Genomic DNA, 18,124 nt, shown 5'->3' with positions numbered 1-18,124 from the left:
ATTATAGTGATGCAAAGTGACTGGGTGTGACCCAGGGTGATGTGGGTTCGGCGGCCACTCTCTCCGCCAGTCACTCCTAAATCATTGATTTAAATAATCATTTTTTTAGGCGAGTTGATTGAAGGCAGGAAGCATGCAGAGGAAACACTCGCATGCGCATCCCTCATCATTTGAGCCGGTCGTCCACCGGCCGCTGGTCGTTCGTCCAACGTGTGCCCGTCGATTTGCAAACCGTGATGGGCTGCCGGCTTCTCAAACGCACCCTGCAAACCAAGGACTTGGCGCAGGCTCACGTGCGTGCGGTCGTGCTTGGGGCGGGCTATGCTCGGCTCTTCGCACAGTTGAAGGATCAACGCGTGGCCAAGCTCAGTAAATCGGACGCCGACCTCCTAATCGCTCGTCTGACGAGCGCCAAGAACCTCCAAGAACTGACGCTCAACCGCACCCGCCAGCCGGATGGGACGTTGACGGAGCAGTGGCAGATCGACAGTCCGAAGGACTTGAAGCTCTATAGGCAGCTCATGGAACTGGAAGCGATGGCCGGCGCTGCCTTGCAGGCTCGGGCAGTTCCGGTGGCCGCGCCAACCATGTTTGGCTCACCGCATGCGGGCCCGAGTAGGCTGGTCTCTGCGCCGGCCATCGAAACAATGACGCTGGGCAAAGCCCGTGACGCATTCCTGGCGACGCTCAAGGGCTCGACGTTGCCCAAGACCTACACGATCAAGAAGACGGCCATCGAGGCGTTGGTGGCGTTCCTGGGGCCGACAATGAAGGTCCATGCCATCACGCGCTCGGACCTGGCGCGCTGGTATCAGGACATGCGCGAGAAGGGTGCTTCGACGCCAACGCTCACCAACAAGCAGAGCTACATCGGCGGCAAAGGCGGGTTTTTCGAATGGGCGATGGCGTCAGGCCATTACCCGTGAGGCGACAACCCTGCGTCCGGCCATGTGAGCTACTCACAGCGAGAAAAGCGAGCCCGCAAGAAGCTGGGCTTCAAGGCATACGACCGTGCACAGATCCAGGCGCTGTTCGCGCCTGATGCGCTGTCCAAGTTGTCCGAGGCCGCTCGCTGGGCGTCGCTCATTGGACTCTGTACCGGCGCCAGAGCGTCGGAGGTCGGTCAACTGCTTATCAAAGACGTGTTTGAGGAGGACGGTATCCCTTGCATTCGCATCTCAGACGAAGGCGAGCACCAAAAAGTCAAAACCGAGGTCAGCCTTCGCACGGTCCCGCTCCATCCAGAGCTACTCAAGATGGGTTTCCTGGAATGGGTCGATGGCAAGCGCGGAGCTGGTGAAGCCAGGTTATTCCCTGCAGCTAAAGCAACGGCGGTAAACGGGCAGGGCAACTGGATCACTAAGGCCTTCAGTCGACACCTGGCCGAGGTTGGGAAAGGCTGGGCGCCGGCCAAGCGCGGTTTCCACTCGCTTCGTAAGACTTTCATTCAAGAGTTACAGGGGGCGGGGGTGGTGTCAGAACTCCGCGCGCAGATCGTTGGTCATGAGCTCGATGACTAGCATCATTCGACCTATAGTCGTTGTTTCACAGCGGTGGAGAAGCTAGGCGGACTCGGTGCGCATTCACCAGGCATAACGTCCCTTGTTTGGGGCCTCCGATGACATCGCCTGCGTGGAAGATGGCCAAGCACCGGCAACGGTTGAGAGTCTTCCTTGTGTCGCTTGTCGAGGGTAAACATCTGGCGGTGAATCCGTTGGCGGGCATCCGGGCGATTTCCACGCCTGATTCGGAAGACACCGGCTCGCCTTTCACGGATGCCGAGCTGAAGGCCATTTTTGACCCAGTGGAGTTCCCGAGATGGGCGGCGAAATACCCGCATCGGTGGTTCGGGCCGATCCTCGGTCTCTACTCAGGCGCTCGCGTCAACGAGATCGCGCAGCTACGGCTGGAGGACATCGACACCATCGACGGCGTGCCCGGCTTCTTCGTCCGAAAGATCGGGAAGAAGCAGAGCATCAAGAACAAGCACAGCCGGCGGTTCATCCCGCTAGCGCAGCCGGTGATCGATTGCGGCTTCCTGGATTACGTGAAAGAGGCCCGACAAGCAGGACTGGAATTGCTATTCCCGGACCTGTCCAATTCGACGGGGCTGGGTTATGGGCGGCAGTTGAGCCGGCAGTTTTCCGTCTACATCAAGCGGCAAGGGGTGTCGGAGAAGAGGCAGGGCTTCCATGGGTTGAGGCACACTATCGCTTCAAAGCTGGATGAGGCGGGTGTGTCGGCTTCAGAGACTGGAGCACTCACTGGGCATGGGACCGGGCAGACCGTGTTGGAAAAGTTCTATATTGATCGGCGGAGCCTGCCGGACCGAGTGGCGACGCTTGCCAAGTTCATTCCGCCTGTATTGCTTCCCACATATAAGCCGGATGAATTTGAAATCAATTTGCTCAGATTGAAATGCCCTATGAATGATGAGCTTCTTGACGCCCCTGAAAGGCGCACTCCAATCGTATAGAAGCATTTTTCCGGGACCTAGAACATTAGATCGATATTGAAAGTGGGTTCCGTAGTGTCGTAAGGGGATGCCCTCGAAAATCACAAGCCATTAAGAGGGATGACGGTGGGTATTGGGGAAAAGATTTTTTCAAGATTCGGGCCCTCAGAAATTTCCGGGTCGCAATTAAGTTATTACCAAGACCGTCTGAGTGGCTTGTATGCTTCCATTTCATCTCATGAGATTGCAGGCCAGTATCTGAGTGCGCACAACGTTTCATTTCTGGGGGATGGGCTTGTTGAGCAAAGAAAGGTCGGGGTATTCAATTTAAATCCTGTCGACTTCTGTAGGCTCTTTATGGTCTTCAATAATGCTGGTGCTTATGAACACACAAAGACGTGGTCTAAACGCTACGGGCAAAGAAAATCCTTAGAGGCTCCGTTAGGAGTCTATGTAATTAGTTTCGTTCGCGGTTTAACTACTAAAGATGTCCGAGTTGGTATCTTTAAAGCTAGTCCTTTTGACTTTTTTGGTGAGTCTCTATACATGGATCACTTGAAGTTTGATGAGAATTTTTCGAGGCAACTTATTGGCACCATCGCGATATCGCTTTCGCTACTCACAGCTTTCCGAGTTGGCATTAAATCAGTCAGGCTATTCGCTGCGGGGGGGTATGATCGCTTTCGTCATACCCAACCAAAATCTGGGTATTGTGGCTATAGAGTGTGCCCGAAATTCGGGTTCGACGCGCCGCTTTTTCGTGAAAAAATGAGGGATCCAAGATTCAAGGGATGTAAGAAAGTTTCAGATGTTGTTAGGCAAGATCCTGGTTTGTGGGATGAGTTTGGCTTCGAGCGGATGATGGAGTTTGATATGAGGCCTGATAGCCATTCGTGGAATACTCTGATAGCCTATCTCCATAGCAAAAATCTTTAAATTTATCTTGTTAGGCAATCGGGATCTAAACATGGCTGGGGCGGATGATAGGAGAGAGTGGATGATAGAGGCGGGGAGACGTGTTCCACCTTGTGGGCTTCGTGACTGGTTCTACTCAAAGTTTTTGACTAGGAGAGGTTATGACGACTATCCTGAGCCCATGCCGGATGTGTTTTTGGATGGTTCTTCGATAGCGCAACATGAGGAATTAGAGCAGGTAGAAAGGTCGGTTGGTTCTGATTTCGTGATAATTTCTAGTGAAGAGAAATGGGCGCGTCGAAAGTAGGCGCGATAAAGGCGATGTTCCACAGTTGTCAGATTATTGACCCGATGCCCTCGGGAATCGAATTCTGAGGCGCTCCATCAAATCTTTCCATTCGCCGTCAAACATTGCGGCCGCCGGCCCCTTGCTGAATAGGTTAGCCTCGTCCAAAAACTGCGGAAAAAAGTAGCCGTTGAATCGCTGAGAGGCTTTGTCCGTGAAGATATGTAGCCCATGCTCGCTGATTGAGTCGACCACCCGTGGCAATGCCGCGCATCCGACAATGGCAAATGGGTAACGTTGCGCGATACTGGCATCCATCCCGCGCTCGCATAGCTCCTGCGCCACCAGTCTGGTAAGGGCGTCTACTGCCTTCTGACCAAATAGGATCCAGTCTTCAAGGGTGACAATTAGGGAATAGATTGGCCCATCTGGCAGTTTGATTCCTACGTGGTTTGACGTCACGTCGATGATATTTCGGTAATTCTGGACTACGGCTTGGGCTAGGCGCTTCAGGCCGTGCTCCAAATCGCCAGGGCTAGCCGCAAGCTGTGCCGAGATGGGCATCCTCATGGTCTTGCATTCCACGAAGACAGTGGTGGCTGCGTCTTTGAGAATCCAGTCGCTACCGTGTCGCTGTGAACCTGCCACGGTGTAGGGGGTGGGGCGCTCAGCGATCGTCGTGCCCGTGAGGTGGCCAAAGCAGTCGCCCACCAAATCCTCGAATGCATCCCCGTAGGCTTGGGCAAAGCCTTCCGCGTTCGCAAGGTCATAAAAGAGTCCTGCGAGTAGTCGCTTGCCCAGAAGTGACGGGCGTGGACAGGACAGCCTAGCCGGGGCGTCGGATCGAAGTAGGATTAGGGGTTTCACCGCTACAGGGTTAGGGGTGTAGTCCCAGGACGAGTCATGGCGCGCATCCAGGAGGCAGCGGTTACGCAACAGCGCGGGCGTGGCAGTTATCGCAGCTACCCTTGCTGTCACTGCCGCGACGTCCAAGTCGAGTGCGGTCAGCTGTGGCAGTAACGGGACTTCATAGTTGCTCATGAAGAGCGCTTGGGTGGCTCCGGCGAAGAGAAAGTAATCTTCGGATGTTAGGCCCAATGCGTTGTAAACGACGTCGGAGAGGTGACCACGCTTGTAGAGAGACCAGTAGCGTCCAAGATATGAGGATCCGAAGCGCTCGAAATGAGGCAACTGTTGATGCCCGATACGGTGCATTGTGGTCCAGATGTCTAAGTCACACTTTGCTTTGAAATCGCTGTAGCTGCGAATAGCGTTATGGAGTGTGCCAAGGTCATTCCAGTCCCGTAGCGAGCGGCGCGCGCCTTTCGAAGCACCTGCGTGAAGAAGCACCTCTCTGAGGTAGAGGTCCAGGTAGAACTCCTGGACGCTCGGCTTCATTTGATTTTGAAAACCTTGCCGCGAGTGCGCATACTCAAATGGGAGGTTGTGTCCATAACCGACATGTAAGCTGTATGCCCAGATATGAATGATGGAATCTCGCAGCCCATAGGAAGAGGCAATCTTGGCAAGCTGGTTGTAGGTCACATCTGGCCTCCTTCGGTAGGCTCATATTGTCTCTCTACTTGTTCGAAATGAGGCTGGCGCAATAAATTAATGGCTGCGGATTGGCAGTCCTCGAACGTCTAATAACTGACAAAGATTGGCTTTCTGTGATTCCTATGCAGCGAGTGATTTTCCGAGTCTCGGCCTCTTTTTTGCAGGCTTATGGCGCAGTCAGTATATGGGCTGATGCGAAAATTCTGCTCATGGGAGGCTAGGGAACCTCTGAACAACGCACCACAGATACGCGACACTACCCGCCTGATGTTGAGGAGTGATCCATGCAACTGACGTTCGGTGACGCTGAGGGCCTGGGCAAGCGCAAGCAGACCCGGCGCGAGATCTTTCTGGCCGAGATGGAGCAGGTGGTTCCGTGGCAGCAACTGCTCGGGCTGATCGCGCCGCACTATCCCGTGTCGGGCCGGCCAGGTCGGCAGCCATACGCACTGGCGACGATGTTGCGGATTCATCTGCTGCAGCAGTGGTATGCGCTGAGCGATCCGGCGATGGAAGAAGCGCTGCACGAGATTCCGACCTTGCGGCGCTTTGCCCAGCTCGGTGGCTTGGACAACGTTCCGGACGAGACCACGATTCTCAACTTTCGGCGCCTGCTGGAGACCCATGGCCTTGCCGCGCGGATGCTGGAAGCGGTCAACGCGCATCTGGCACGCAAGGGGCAGAGCCTGCGGTCGGGCACGATCGTCGATGCGACGCTGATCGCTGCACCCAGTTCGACCAAGAATGCCGACCATGCGCGCGACCCTGAGATGCATCAGACCAAGAAAGGTAATCAGTGGTATTTCGGGATGAAGGCGCACATCGGCGTGGATGAATTTTCCGGGCTGGTGCACCACGTCCATTGCACAGCCGCCAATGTCGCCGACGTCACGGTGACGCACGCATTACTGCATGGCAAAGAAGACAGCGTGTTCGGCGACAGCGGCTACACCGGTGCGGACAACCGCGAAGAACTGCAGACCTGCAAGGCTGCATTTTTCATTGCCGCCAGGCGTTCGGTGCTTCAAGCCATCGGCAACAAGCGGGAGCGTGCTCGGGAACAGCGTTGGGAACACTTCAAGGCCAGCGTGCGCGCGAAGGTGGAGCATCCGTTCCGGGTGATCAAGCGCCAGTTCGGTTACACCAAGGTCCGCTATCGCGGCCTGGCGAAGAACACCGCGCAGGTGCTGACGCTGTTTGCGCTGTCAAACCTGTGGATGAAGCGAAAGCAGTTATTGCCTGCTATGGGGAGCGTGCGCCTGTAACGCAGGCAACACCCTGCAAACGCGCCGGAAACGGCAAAAAAATCGAGGATCTGAGCGCCGTCAGCCTGGCCGATGTAGTTGGGCTCATCCTCCGACGCCGTTGATCAGACCATCCCTAGTAGAACCTGCTGCCAAGGCAGCAGGTAACGATTAACTACTATTCTTTGCTGAACAGCGGGGCGTCGCCAATCAGCTTGCCGGTCCGACGTTCTTGCAGCCACACGTGGTAGACGGGATACCTTACTTTCGCGGACCAAGGGATTAGGTCATTGGCGACTGCAGTGCCATCCGGAGCAATGCAATACAGTGCGTCCGTGTCACCGTAAATGTGCCCCCAGATTCCGATCAGGCTACCTTCGCCAACACTGATTGATCCGATGACTTTGGATTCGGAGTCTAAATCCAGTGGGTGAGGAATGCGAATTTCCCAGCCGTATTTCGAGTTCACAGCCAGCACTTCCGAATTCGCGAGCATGGTCATAACACCAGTTCTATCCCCCGTCAGGGCCAGCACCTTCGGCACCACATTTTCCGCCGTTCCTACCAGGCTGCATCGCAGCCACCACGCATCGCGAGCGTAGAGCAACGTCCCTTCGGGCAAAAGCTCAGCTTGAGCGGGATAAAAGACATCTGCGGGAAAGCTCATTACCATCTCCTTGGCAACCCCGGCCAGTCCAGGGCCTATGTAAATCCTAGCACTTTGTGGGAAGCTCCGGCATAGAGGGGGCTAGTTCCTGCCAGTAGTGGACTAGCGGGGCACAGCAACAAGCAATACATCTCGCTGGAACTGTGAAAGGTCATCCATACTGCAGAGATGTTGGCTGTCCGTTTGCTGTGCGCTTACCGTATGCTCAGACAGTGCTGCTACCGGTGACTCGGCCAGCTGCGGAGTAGCTGACTTGGAAAGTTCCGGAGCTCTAGGCCTTCTCGAAGCGGCTGGTGACGGTGTATTGGTGCTTCGCTTCACTCAGCAGGGTGAACGCGCCGAGCAGGATGAGTAGAGTTATTTGGCGACTCTTGAGTCATATCGAGGGCGTGTCCTCAGAAGCCCTTTAGGGATGGTCTGATCAACGGCGTCGGAGGATGAGCCCAACTACATCGGCCAGGCTGACGGCGCTCAGATCCTCGATTTTTTTGCCGTTTCCGGCGCGTTTACAGGGTGTTGCCTGCGTTACAGGCGCACGCTCCCCATAGCAGGCAATAACTGCTTTCGCTTCATCCACAGGTTTGACAGCGCAAACAGCGTTAGCACCTGCGCGGTGTTCTTCGCCAGGCCGCGATAGCGGACCTTGGTGTAACCGAACTGGCGCTTGATCACCCGGAACGGATGCTCCACCTTCGCGCGCACGCTGGCCTTGAAGTGTTCCCAACGCTGTTCCCGAGCACGCTCCCGCTTGTTGCCGATGGCTTGAAGCACCGAACGCCTGGCGGCAATGAAAAATGCAGCCTCGCAGTCCTGCAGTTCTTCGCGCTTATCCGCACCGGTGTAGCCGCTGTCGCCAAACACGCTGTCTTCTTTGCCATGCAGCAACGTGTGCGTCACCGTGACGTCGGCGACGTTGGCGGCCGTGCAATGGACGTGGTGCACCAACCCGGAAAACTCATCCACGCCGATGTGCGCCTTCATCCCGAAATACCACTGATTGCCCTTCTTGGTCTGATGCATCTCGGGGTCGCGCGCATGGTCGGCGTTCTTGGTCGAACTGGGCGCCGCGATCAGCGTCGCATCGACGATCGTGCCCGACCGCAGGCTCTGGCCCTTGCGCGCCAGATGCGCGTTGACAGCTTCCAGCATCCGCGCGGCAAGGCCATGGGTCTCCAGCAGGCGGCGAAAGTTGAGAATCGTGGTCTCGTCCGGAACGTTGTCCAAGCCACCGAGCTGAGCAAAGCGCCGCAAGGTCGGGATCTCGTGCAGTGCTTCTTCCATCGCCGGATCGCTCAACGCATACCACTGCTGCAGCAGATGAATCCGCAACATCGTCGCCAGTGCGTACGGCTGCCGACCTGGCCGGCCCGACACGGGATAGTGCGGCGCGACCAGCCCGAGCAATTGCTGCCACGGGACGACCTGCTCCATCTCGGCCAGGAAGATCTCCCGGCGGGTCTGCTTGCGCTTGCCCAGGCCCTCAGCGTCACCGAACGTCAGTTGCATGGATCACTCCTCAACATCAGGCGGGTAGTGTCGCGTATCTGTGGTGCGTTGTTCAGAGGTTCCTTAGCTTGCTCTTGGGCAAACGCTTGAGAGCAATCTGCTGGTCACTGACCCTGACCTCAGCAAGTGGTCCTTTCAAGGCTCCGAGCTGTAAGGCACCAGATTCCCCGATGGTTAACGAACTCAACCTGGACGACTGCTTGGCATTTCGGTCGTAAGCAATGGCAATGAGGCCGTGGACATTGAATATCAAAGTGCTGGCTCCAATAGCCATGCAGCCAGCGGAAGCCTTCTTCGCACCGGCGTCCACCATGACGAAGCGAAATCCTTTGAACGTCATGTCCGCACTGACGTGCCAGCCCGCGTTGATAGCCGCCTTGGCCTCAGGGGATGGGTTAGGCAGCGACGACAGAGGGCATCGCTCGTCGGCCTGCAGGGGTTGCTTTACCGGCGGCAGCTGAGTGGTGGGCACCAGCCTTAGGGAACCGACGCGCTCGGTCGAAAAAGCAGGTATTCCAGCATTGAGCGGGGGCGTCACTGATGAGTTCGCTGCTGTTTCTACTGTCGTCTTATCTGGTGCGCTCTCTACGTCAGCAGTGCGAAGCGCTAGCGCTACCGTCATGGTCAAGATAATCACCGCAGACACAGCTAGGGGAGCCCAATCCGCAGCTCTTTGCGGTGCCCAAGCTGGTAATGAGGTAGGGGTAGGGCGAGTCACCATGGCCCATCATAGATTGGGTTGATTGGCGGAGCTATGATGGCGCTTCAAACCAATGGACAGGGAGATCCATCGTAATGAACGATTTTGAACAGGTGCCTTTTGGCGCCAGCGATTTTGCGGAGAACCCAGAGAACCGGTGCGCATGCCTGCTGTTGCTGGACACATCAGGTTCCATGAGCGGCAAGCCCATCGAGCAGCTCAACGCTGGTCTGCTGCAGTTTCAGGAAGAACTGAACTCGGACTCACTCGCCGCCAAACGGGTGGAGGTCGCCATCGTCACCTTCGGTCCGGTCCAGACCGTAACCGACTTTGTCACGGCAGATAGCTTCTATCCTCCCGTGCTTTCGTGCACCGGGGACACCCCAATGGGCGCAGCGATTGAGCAAGGCTTGGAGATGGTTCGGCAACGCAAGGAGATCTACAAAGCCAACGGCGTTTCCTACTACCGACCTTGGGTGTTTCTCATCACCGATGGTTCGCCGACCGACGCATGGCAACGTGCTGCAGCTTTGGTCCGGGAAGGGGAAGCGACAAAGAACTTTCAGTTCTTCGCGGTTGGCGTGCAGGGGGCAGACATGGACACTCTTGGCAAAATCTCCTCGCGTGCACCGCTGCATCTCAAGGGCCTCCAGTTCAAAGAACTGTTCAAATGGCTGTCCAACTCAATGAGCGCGGTGTCCCGTTCGACCCCTGGAGATAATGTGCCTCTGGTCAACCCCACTGCCCCGGACGGCTGGGCCAGCGTGTAATGGATCTCCAGGATTGGCGCGTCGTTGCGGCCTCATCCATTGGTACATCCCACATCAAGTTTGGAACGGACTGCCAGGACGCCTATGGACAGGAATTCTTTCCAGAGCACGGCACCGTGCTGTTGGTGGCGTCGGATGGTGCGGGAAGTGCATCTCAATCAGAGACCGGTGCGAAGCTAGCGACGTCGGAGATTCGGGATTGTGTGCGCAACCACTTTGAAGACGGCCATGGCGTTGAAGAGATAACGCGGGACGTGGTCTTGAACTGGCTCGCCGGCGTTACGACCCGTATTGCGCACAGGGCTGCGGCCGACGGGTTGGAGGTCAGAGAGTATGCTTGCACGTTGGTGGCGGCTATCGTCTCCCCGACGCATACATGCTTCTTCCAGGTGGGCGATGGGGCCATTGTTATTCGCCCTCGCGGCGATGATTGGGCCTATGTGTTTTGGCCCCAGCACGGGGAATACATCAACACGACCGTCTTCGTCACCGATCCGGCGGCCGTGTTAAACGCGGAGTTTTCCTGCAATGTGGGCGCGGTGGATGAGGTCGCGGTGTTCACCGATGGCATCGAAGCCTTGGTGCTCCACCAAGCCACGCAGAGCGTTCATTCGCCCTTCTTCGACAAGATATTCGCGCCGGTCCGTGCCTTAGAGGGGGCAGGCTACAGCGAAGAGTTGTCCTCTAAGTTGGAAGCCTATCTTGCCTCGCCAGTGATCTGCGAGCGGACGGACGACGACAAGACGCTCCTGCTTGCCAGTCGGCTGGCGAAGCTGCCAAACGCACCGGCGCCAGTAGAGGACGCCTAAGTGGTTTCACCTGCTCTGGTTGGTAAATCCGGACCGGTTCGGCTGGGAAAGCAACTGGGCAAAGGGGGAGAGGGAACGGTCTTCGAAGTCGAGGGGAGGCCGGACTCGGCTGCCAAAATCTATTTGGCTGCGGTAAGCAGTGAGAGAGCCGACAAGCTGGTGGCCATGGCTGCCCTTCGGACCGCTGCGCTGGATCAGCTCACTGCTTGGCCTACTGAAGTGCTGCGGCAATCCGATGGCAAGGTCTGTGGCTTCGTCATGGCCAACCTTCGTGCGTCGAAGGACATACATAAGCTCTACAGTCCGAAAAGCCGTCTGGCGGAATTTCCCCAGGCCGATTGGAGACTGGTTGTTCGTGCCGCCTTGAACACGGCCCGAGCATTCTCAGTTATTCACCATGCGGGTCACTTGGTTGGGGATGTCAATCACGGAGGCGTGCGGGTGTCACCCGATGCAACCGTGAAGCTGATCGACACGGACAGCTTCCAGGTTTCGCATCAAGGGCGCACCTTCCTCTGTGAGGTCGGCGTTCAAGACTTTACGCCGCCCGAGCTCCACGGAAAGGCCTTCAAACAAGTCACACGAACCGCCAACCACGACAACTTCGGCTTGGCCGTCCTGATTTTTCAGATGCTCATGAACGGTCGGCATCCCTTTGCTGGCCGATACAGCGGGCCGGGCGACATGCCAATCGAGAAGGCGATCCCTGAGTTCCGCTACGCCTACGGCAAAGACACTGCGCGCACCCGCATGAAGCCCCCGCCATTGAGTGCCTCGCCGGCCGCGGCATCACCTTGGGTTGCAGACCTCTGGGAAAAGGCCTTTGGCATCGAGGGGGCCAAGCCGGGCGGGCGGCCCAAGGCAGAAGACTGGGTCCAGGCCCTGACGAAGCTGGAGCAGCACTTCAAACGGTGTTCTTCCAGGCCGTCCCATTCCTATTTCAATGGGCTGGCTGAGTGCCCATGGTGTCCAATTGAACGCGCCGGGATTTCGCTCTTTGGCGGTGCAGCGGTCGTCATTCCCAAGCTGGCCTCCGGTCCCTTCAACCTGGATGCGATTTGGCGAGATATCACGACAGCAGTGTTGCCACCCATGCATGCGCTGCCACAGGTGAAGGTAGTGCCTGCCAATCCCCAGATTCAAGCATTGGGCCGCAGGCACACCTTCTGGAAAACGACCGGGTGGCTGGTGGGGCTGCTTATTGTGGTGCTTGGCATCGCGCTTTCTGCGGTGCTAGCCCCCGTGTGGGCGTGTCTGGGGTGGGCGATGGGCGCGTGGGTCAACAGCCGTGGCCGTTCGGACTTTGCACCACTGGCGTCCGGCTATAAGCAAGCGAAAGCCCAATACGACGGGCTCGTCGCTCGATGGAAGCAGGAGCAAGCGGACACTCAGCTTCAAGCGAAGCAGAATCAGCTTCGTCCGCTGCGGGATGAGCATGCCGGTCTGCATGCGGAACGAGAAAGGCGTTATCGAGCGCTGTCCAACAATCGCGAACAGATCGCACGCAAACAGTTCTTGGATCAGTTCGAGATTGAGCGAGCCACTATTCCGGGCATCGGGGCGGCGAAGAAAGTCATGCTGGAATCGTTTGGCATCGAGACGGCAGCAGATGTGAATCGCAATGCGGTTCTAAACGTTCCGGGGTTTGGGCCCGCGCTGACCGACCGCCTTATGAAGTGGTGGCAGGAAAAAGAAGCACGATTCCACTTCAACCCGAACTCAGCAATCGATCCCAGGCAGGTCGCGGATCTAGATCGAACCATTCAAGCAAGAAGGGCCCAAATCGAGGCAGACCTGGTTGCCGGCCGCAGTGCCATTCTCCAGATGCGACAGGCCGCGATGGCTCGTCGCAGGTCTTTAGAGGAAGCCATGAGTGCCGCGGTGGAAGATTTCTCACAGCGGACAGCAGACGCTAGGGCTGTCGGGGTTCTTTAAAAGTCATTGCTGACAGAGGCGATCGCTAGGGCAGCTCTCTAGGCATGACTCGGGATAGGCCCGCAATGGCTGAGGCGAACCCCGCTGCTGATCCCAGACGAGAAATCTGTAGTAGCTCGTTGAGGCCGGTGTCGCTGCGCAGGGCGACCTCTTCGTATTGGCATACCGGCAGCTCCCGATTGTCCTTGAAGCGGCGGTCAGGGCCTCCTTTCTTATTGACGTAACGCCATGTCCGATCCACCACCGTTGCATCACGCGGAACGCTGCCATCCTCAATAAAGCGAGTGGATGACACCAGCACCTGTAGCTCTTTGTAGCCCACCGCGCCAACGCCATTCGCGTCGTAGATCAGAACGCGGTCCGGGAAAAAATGGAGCGCCTGGGTTCCGACATTGACGGCGATGGTCTTGATGTTCGTTTTGACAAATGGAGGCGGCGCTGAGGCAAAGCGCGTCGGCTTGCGCTTGACAAGGGTTCCAGCCCCAGCGTGGTATTTCCGGTCGAAGACCTTGGCGTGGGAGGACACGTGCCACGTGGCATAAGCGGAGGCTATGGTGTGGGCTCCTGCGTGGAGTGCTTCCAACGCCTTCTCCATCGGCTCGTCCAGCTCATACATCAGAACTACCGTCTTCCGGAGTTGGTCCTTCAAATGCGTTGCGCTAATGGCTCCCACGCTCAAGAGAGCCAGCATAACCAGCGCCCAGTCCGGGGCTTCGTTGCCAGCCGCAATCAAAAGGACTAGCGCCGAAACCATAGCGACGCCTGGCCACATGCGCCACCTCTTCTTCTTTGTATTGAGCTCTTCCAGCAGTGCTTGGGAGGACGAGTCCACAATCGTGGTCGCGTCGGCCGAATCTATGTCGACCATCGGGCCATGCGTGCGCGAAATTTCAGGCGATTGTGGGGGTGAAGGCAGGGAGTGCTGGGCACCAGGCACGGGACGGACGGAACCGCGTGGTGACACCGGACGAGGACGCGTGGCTCCCGAAGGGATGGTCGCACGGTAGTAAATGCCGCGTGCACCCATATGCACGTAGTTACCTCGCGGACCCGTTCCGACCCGGAGCCCCTTGATCCCGGCCGAGACGCCAATCCCGCCCTTCGACAATTTGAACCGCAGAGGTCCAACCCTCACGCTCTTGCGCAGATAAAGTCCCATGCTTAGGCCCCCCTAGGCCTCCGTGCCAGATGCTTGTATGGCACGTGGCTCCGCTGCAGTAGCGGGTTCGGGGTGCCTCGGATGGTTCCGCTATTCGTCAGCGTTTGGCATCAACAGCTTTTGGACGCGCGCAGCACGCACCTTGGGCTCCAGCTTAGATAGCGCCACCAAGACCTTTGCCAGTTGGTCTTGCTGAGTATGGCTCTGCTCCCCCAATGCCAAAATTGCGTCGGCCATCCCAGGGGTGCCAGCCAGTAAAAAAGCAGGCGGCACTTCCAGCGCTTCGGCCATCTCGAACAAAGCCTCGAGGCTGATGGACATGGCTCCGGATTCATACCGGGATATCCGCGCTGACGCTGTGTCTTTGTCCAGGCCCATTCGCATCCCTACCTCGCGCTGACTCAGGCCTCGTCGTTCGCGGGCTTGGCGCAGGCGCGCGGCCACGATCTCCCGAGCGGCGGGAGTGGCGGGCTTCACAGGCTGAATCGATGCAATGCAGGCATGGAAAGAGCATGACGGAAGCCTTACGCCACGGGTAGACTCTACGTGACACGTAAGTTCGTCGCAACCCGACGCAAGGAGCAGGGCATGAAGAAGCAGTGGGCAGCGGCCATAGGCGCGTTCGCGATGGCCGCAAGCATGGTGGTGCAAGCGCAGGACAGGGGAAATCTTCTTCAGCAAATTGGGCGGGCCATCACCGGGGCTCCGCAGGCATCGACGGACAGGGCCAAGAGCCCGTATCTCGATCCGCAAGGAACCTACTGGGACCTCGACCAGGAAGAACTGGCAGGCGCGCAACACATCCGCGCTGGGTTGGCATCTACGGCCTCGGCGGGCTACCACACCTGCGATGCGAGGCTGATTGCGTTGACGCGGTCCAGCTACCGGTTGAGCAAGACCGAGCGCGAGCAGTGCTTGTATGGCGAGTGGTTGATCGACACGAAGCGGAACGGCCCGAATGGCATCACCCCTCAGGAGCCGGAAGCCATTGAGCGCAAGTATGGCGCGGCCTTTGATGCGCGGGCCGAGCGCTTCCGTGGCATCCAGCGTTTTGCCGTTCGCCCCAACATCGTGGATCAGCCGTCTTATGACCGGCAGCGCGGCATCTTGGATATCTACGTGCCGATTCCTTGGATCACCGGATTCCAGGTAGAGGGCATCACCGGCGAGGGGTTTGTCCCGACCAGTGCCCGCAGTGAGCGGTCTGTTTGGACACCCCAGCATGCCGGGCACTTTCATCTTCCGATCCGCATGAGTGAAAGCGAGGCCACCGGATTGTTCAAGCAGGGCAGGGATGCCAGGGACGATCTGGTGGTCTTCACCGTCAAGCGGGTCTGGTTGGAGAACGGAGGCCCGCGCGCCGAGGTGGACGTCGAACGCGTCCAGGTGGGTTACCGAAACGAAGTCATCGGCGTGGACCTGACCAAACAGAAGATCGGAGAGTCGTGATGCGGACCATTCAACGTGTTTGGATTTCGGCGTCCTTCTTGGCGTTGGGCTTGTCGGCCTGTGGTGCAAAGCATGCGCCGAGCAAGGAGGATGCTGTCAAAGCAGTAGAGCGATTCTTTACTGAGCAGGGGAGGCAGGCAACGCTTCAGCAGACTTGGCGGTTCGAAGTCAAGGAAGCGAGCGGGCTGGAGATCGCCTGCACAAAACTGCCCAACGGTGATCAGGAGTGTCGGATCTCCGGGAGCGTCGATGGACTGGGCTTCATTGGCGATCAGCCTACGACGCCGAAGGCCAAGGAAATGCGCTTAAAGATGACGATGAAGTTCCGGCAGGCGGGCGAAGGTTGGGAACTGGTGGACGTGACCGATGACGGAACATCTGCGGGCTGACCCTCGACCAACCACTTGCCATGCGGTTGCCGTGACGCCGTTTGGTCTTACTCCTAACAGAGAAAAAGAAATGAACCACCAAGCGAACTACCAGCGGCTTTATGCGCCGACCGGGCCGGCTGCCATGATCCTGCCCTTCGTTATTCTCGGGCCTTTGGGCATGCTGTTGTTTGGAGCAGGCCTCGACGCTGTTTTCAAAACCCAACAGCTGATGGGCTTGGTCTACTGCGCAGGTGGGCTGCTGATCGCCGGCTTCCTGGTGTTCTGCCTGATGCTGCACATCCGCGCCCAGCAGGTCTGGGCTTGGCATGTCAGGACCGGCCGCATTCCCTATTTTCGCAAAGGCGGATTCCTGAAGGGGGCGCTCGTGGGCGGCGGGGTGGGGCTTGCAGCCGTCTTCGGTTGCGCCGTGTTTGGCTGGAAATTCGCGGAACACCCTGTCTATGGTGAGCTCGCTACCGGGGCCTTCTACCTCGCGTTTCTCTGGGGACTACCTGTCATCGTGATGCCCACACTCATCGTTGGCTGGGCGCGGCGGGCATGGGATCGCACGGCCGTGCCACCAGCCTGATTATCAGCTTTCGAACTCTTTCCAATATGGTTTCCAGCCGAAAACAGTCTTTCCGCTAAGGCTCTTGCCTGTAGGCGTAAAGCACTTCATGAAGTGCTTGCCCTGCCAGGTGACAACCTCTTTGGACTGGGCGTTTGGAAACGCTAGGTCGAGCTGAGCATCCCGGTCCTCCTCTGGAGTCCGCTGAAGAGTGCCGTCTTCTTTTAGTCCGAGTTCGATTGCGATCAGGGTGGCCCTGGCTCTTTCAATGTCTGCGCGGAACTTGTTGGGGTTGTTGCCCGAGTAGTTGTTTTCCTTTGCTCTTAACAAGGAGAGGGCTTCAGCTGCTCTGGCGTGATCTTCTAAGAACCTGTTCACGATCTTCTGAGTAATAGTGCCAAGAAGGCCAAATGGATGAACTGCAGGCTGGTGACCTGCCCCCACTGAGCCGTACCAGCTGAAGCTATAAAGTCCGTGAACCCAAGAGGACGGACATGAAGAAGAGCAGATTCAGCACCGAGCAGATCATCGGGTTTATCAAACAGGCCGACGCGGGCATGGCCGTGGCAGAGTTGTGCCGTCGGCATGGTTTCAGCCCGGCCAGCTTTTATCAGTGGCGGGCCAAGTACGGGGGGATGGAGGCCGACGAGGCCAAGCGGCTGAAAGAACTGGAGGTCCAGAACACTCGATTGAAGAAGTTGCTGGCCGAGGCGCACCTGGACATCGAAGCGCTGAAGGTTGGCTTCGGGGTAAAACGCTAGCCCCGCAACGCAAGCGCGAGGCAATCCGACGAATGCTCGAACACACCCCGTTGAGCGAGCGCCGGGCTTGCCGCCTTGCGGGGCTGTCCCGCGATGCTTTCCGCCACGCACCCGTGCCGACGCCAGCCACGCAGGCGCTGTCGGCGCGGCTGGTCGAGCTGGCCCAGACCCACCGCCGCTTCGGCTATCGCCGACTGCATGATTTGTTGCGCCCGGAGTTTCCATCCGTGAATCACAAAAAGATTTATCGCCTGTACGAGGAAGCCGAGCTGAAGGTGCGCAAACGGCGCAAGGCCAAGCGTCCGGTGGGTGAGCGGCAGAAACTGCTGGCGTCCTCCATGCCGAACGACACCTGGAGCATGGACTTCGTGTTCGATGCGCTGGCCAACGCACGCCGCATCAAGTGCCTGACCGTGGTCGACGACTTCACTCGCGAGAGCGTGGACATTGCCGTGGATCACGGCATCAGCGGGGCTTACGTAGTGCGCCTGCTCGATCAGGCGGCGTGTTTCCGTGGCTATCCACGCGCGGTCCGCACCGACAATGGCCCCGAGTTCACCAGTCGCGCCTTCATTGCCTGGACGCAGCAACATGGCATCGAGCACATCCTGATCGAGCCGGGTGCCCCCACGCAGAACGCCTACATCGAAAGCTTCAACGGCAAGTTCCGCGACGAGTGCCTCAACGAGCACTGGTTCACCTCGTTGGCACAAGCCCGGGACGTGATCGCAGACTGGCGACGCCACTACAACCAGACCAGGCCGCACAGCAGTTGTGGTCGCATCCCGCCGGCACAGTTCGCCGCCAACTACCGTACACAACAAGCCAACAACGCAGTACCCTTCAACCCCGGGCTTTATCAGTAATCACTGGTACGGACGATGGGGGCAGGTCACTTTGGAGATTACTAGCTTGAAACATGCATCTAATGCCATGTAGAGATATTGGAATTTTTCGAAATCTAAGCTTTGT

The 18,124-nt window shown here is 57.8% G+C and carries 16 protein-coding genes and 3 pseudogenes; 11 read left to right on the top strand and 8 right to left on the bottom strand.

Going from position 1 to position 18,124, the window contains the following annotated elements; all coding sequences use genetic code 11:
• The first annotated feature begins 152 nt into the window (after positions 1–152).
• The 3 genes and pseudogenes from ACCQ09_RS13150 to ACCQ09_RS13140 all read left to right on the top strand — a co-directional run bounded on the left by ACCQ09_RS13150 (position 153) and on the right by ACCQ09_RS13140 (position 3,391).
• A pseudogene (locus ACCQ09_RS13150) lies at positions 153–1,622 on the top strand (DUF6538 domain-containing protein).
• An 8-nt stretch (positions 1,623–1,630) separates the two neighbouring features.
• A pseudogene (locus tag ACCQ09_RS13145) lies at positions 1,631–2,476 on the top strand (site-specific integrase); the annotation flags it as partial.
• Positions 2,477–2,575: 99 nt separating this feature from the next.
• Positions 2,576–3,391, top strand: a complete 816-nt coding sequence (locus ACCQ09_RS13140) for a hypothetical protein (protein WP_162866385.1) — start codon at positions 2,576–2,578, stop codon at positions 3,389–3,391.
• 319 nt (positions 3,392–3,710) lie between these two features.
• On the opposite strand, the gene ACCQ09_RS13135 is transcribed toward ACCQ09_RS13140, so the two are convergent.
• A complete protein-coding gene (locus ACCQ09_RS13135; RefSeq protein WP_228428231.1) occupies positions 3,711–5,201 on the bottom strand; it encodes a hypothetical protein in 1,491 nt (496 codons plus the stop codon).
• Between the two features lie 296 nt (positions 5,202–5,497).
• On the opposite strand from ACCQ09_RS13135, the gene ACCQ09_RS13130 reads away from it, so the two are divergent.
• Positions 5,498–6,478: an IS5-like element IS1646 family transposase gene (locus ACCQ09_RS13130; RefSeq protein ID WP_108133919.1), complete on the top strand. Its 981-nt coding sequence runs from the start codon at positions 5,498–5,500 to the stop codon at positions 6,476–6,478.
• A gap of 157 nt (positions 6,479–6,635) precedes the next feature.
• On the opposite strand, the gene ACCQ09_RS13125 is transcribed toward ACCQ09_RS13130, so the two are convergent.
• From ACCQ09_RS13125 to ACCQ09_RS13115, 3 genes are all read right to left on the bottom strand, one after another.
• Entirely contained in the window at positions 6,636–7,124 is a 489-nt protein-coding gene (locus ACCQ09_RS13125; protein WP_162866384.1) for a hypothetical protein, read from the bottom strand.
• A gap of 525 nt (positions 7,125–7,649) precedes the next feature.
• Complete coding sequence (locus tag ACCQ09_RS13120) at positions 7,650–8,630, bottom strand: IS5-like element IS1646 family transposase (protein ID WP_108133918.1); 981 nt, start codon at positions 8,628–8,630, stop codon at positions 7,650–7,652.
• 52 nt (positions 8,631–8,682) lie between these two features.
• Positions 8,683–9,258, bottom strand: a complete 576-nt coding sequence (locus ACCQ09_RS13115; RefSeq protein WP_162866383.1) for a hypothetical protein — start codon at positions 9,256–9,258, stop codon at positions 8,683–8,685.
• 167 nt (positions 9,259–9,425) lie between these two features.
• Here ACCQ09_RS13115 and ACCQ09_RS13110 point away from each other — a divergent pair, with 167 nt between their 5' ends.
• The 3 genes from ACCQ09_RS13110 to ACCQ09_RS13100 are packed head-to-tail and all read left to right on the top strand — an operon-like array spanning position 9,426 to position 12,844.
• On the top strand, positions 9,426–10,100 hold the full coding sequence (locus ACCQ09_RS13110) for a vWA domain-containing protein (RefSeq protein WP_040940221.1): 675 nt from the start codon (positions 9,426–9,428) through the stop codon (positions 10,098–10,100).
• Complete coding sequence (locus ACCQ09_RS13105) at positions 10,100–10,909, top strand: PP2C family serine/threonine-protein phosphatase (protein ID WP_040940223.1); 810 nt, start codon at positions 10,100–10,102, stop codon at positions 10,907–10,909. The genes ACCQ09_RS13110 and ACCQ09_RS13105 overlap by 1 nt, the downstream gene beginning before the upstream one ends.
• Positions 10,910–12,844, top strand: a complete 1,935-nt coding sequence (locus tag ACCQ09_RS13100; protein ID WP_040940225.1) for a helix-hairpin-helix domain-containing protein — start codon at positions 10,910–10,912, stop codon at positions 12,842–12,844.
• Positions 12,845–12,869: 25 nt separating this feature from the next.
• Here ACCQ09_RS13100 and ACCQ09_RS13095 read toward each other — a convergent pair whose 3' ends face one another.
• From ACCQ09_RS13095 to ACCQ09_RS13085, 3 genes and pseudogenes are all read right to left on the bottom strand, one after another.
• Positions 12,870–13,712: a hypothetical protein gene (locus ACCQ09_RS13095; RefSeq protein WP_228428469.1), complete on the bottom strand. Its 843-nt coding sequence runs from the start codon at positions 13,710–13,712 to the stop codon at positions 12,870–12,872.
• A 192-nt stretch (positions 13,713–13,904) separates the two neighbouring features.
• Positions 13,905–14,003, bottom strand: a pseudogene (locus tag ACCQ09_RS13090) (DUF4236 domain-containing protein); the annotation flags it as partial.
• A gap of 90 nt (positions 14,004–14,093) precedes the next feature.
• Positions 14,094–14,387, bottom strand: coding sequence for a helix-turn-helix domain-containing protein (locus ACCQ09_RS13085; protein WP_230620479.1), 294 nt, complete (start codon positions 14,385–14,387; stop codon positions 14,094–14,096).
• A gap of 204 nt (positions 14,388–14,591) precedes the next feature.
• Between ACCQ09_RS13085 and ACCQ09_RS13080 the strand changes: the two genes are divergently transcribed.
• The 3 genes from ACCQ09_RS13080 to ACCQ09_RS13070 are packed head-to-tail and all read left to right on the top strand — an operon-like array spanning position 14,592 to position 16,412.
• Complete coding sequence (locus tag ACCQ09_RS13080) at positions 14,592–15,452, top strand: hypothetical protein (RefSeq protein ID WP_040940233.1); 861 nt, start codon at positions 14,592–14,594, stop codon at positions 15,450–15,452.
• Positions 15,452–15,841, top strand: a complete 390-nt coding sequence (locus ACCQ09_RS13075) for a hypothetical protein (RefSeq protein ID WP_040940231.1) — start codon at positions 15,452–15,454, stop codon at positions 15,839–15,841. The genes ACCQ09_RS13080 and ACCQ09_RS13075 overlap by 1 nt, the downstream gene beginning before the upstream one ends.
• Positions 15,819–16,412, top strand: coding sequence for a hypothetical protein (locus tag ACCQ09_RS13070; RefSeq protein WP_228428468.1), 594 nt, complete (start codon positions 15,819–15,821; stop codon positions 16,410–16,412). Before ACCQ09_RS13075 ends, ACCQ09_RS13070 begins: the two co-directional genes overlap by 23 nt.
• A 3-nt stretch (positions 16,413–16,415) precedes the next feature.
• Here ACCQ09_RS13070 and ACCQ09_RS13065 read toward each other — a convergent pair whose 3' ends face one another.
• Positions 16,416–16,769, bottom strand: coding sequence for a hypothetical protein (locus ACCQ09_RS13065; RefSeq protein WP_052862137.1), 354 nt, complete (start codon positions 16,767–16,769; stop codon positions 16,416–16,418).
• A gap of 116 nt (positions 16,770–16,885) precedes the next feature.
• Here ACCQ09_RS13065 and ACCQ09_RS13060 point away from each other — a divergent pair.
• A protein-coding gene (locus ACCQ09_RS13060) for an IS3-like element IS476 family transposase (RefSeq protein WP_506182559.1) occupies positions 16,886–18,018 on the top strand; the annotation gives its coding sequence in 2 pieces (ribosomal slippage) (positions 16,886–17,141 and positions 17,141–18,018; 1,134 coding nt in all).
• Positions 18,019–18,124: the final 106 nt, after the last annotated feature.

The sequence above is a fragment of the Xanthomonas sp. NCPPB 2586 genome, from assembly GCF_041475775.2.
Taxonomy (GTDB): domain Bacteria; phylum Pseudomonadota; class Gammaproteobacteria; order Xanthomonadales; family Xanthomonadaceae; genus Xanthomonas; species Xanthomonas campestris.
The sequence above is the reverse complement of the archived record's forward strand: the minus strand, read 5'-3'. Positions and strand labels throughout refer to the sequence as shown.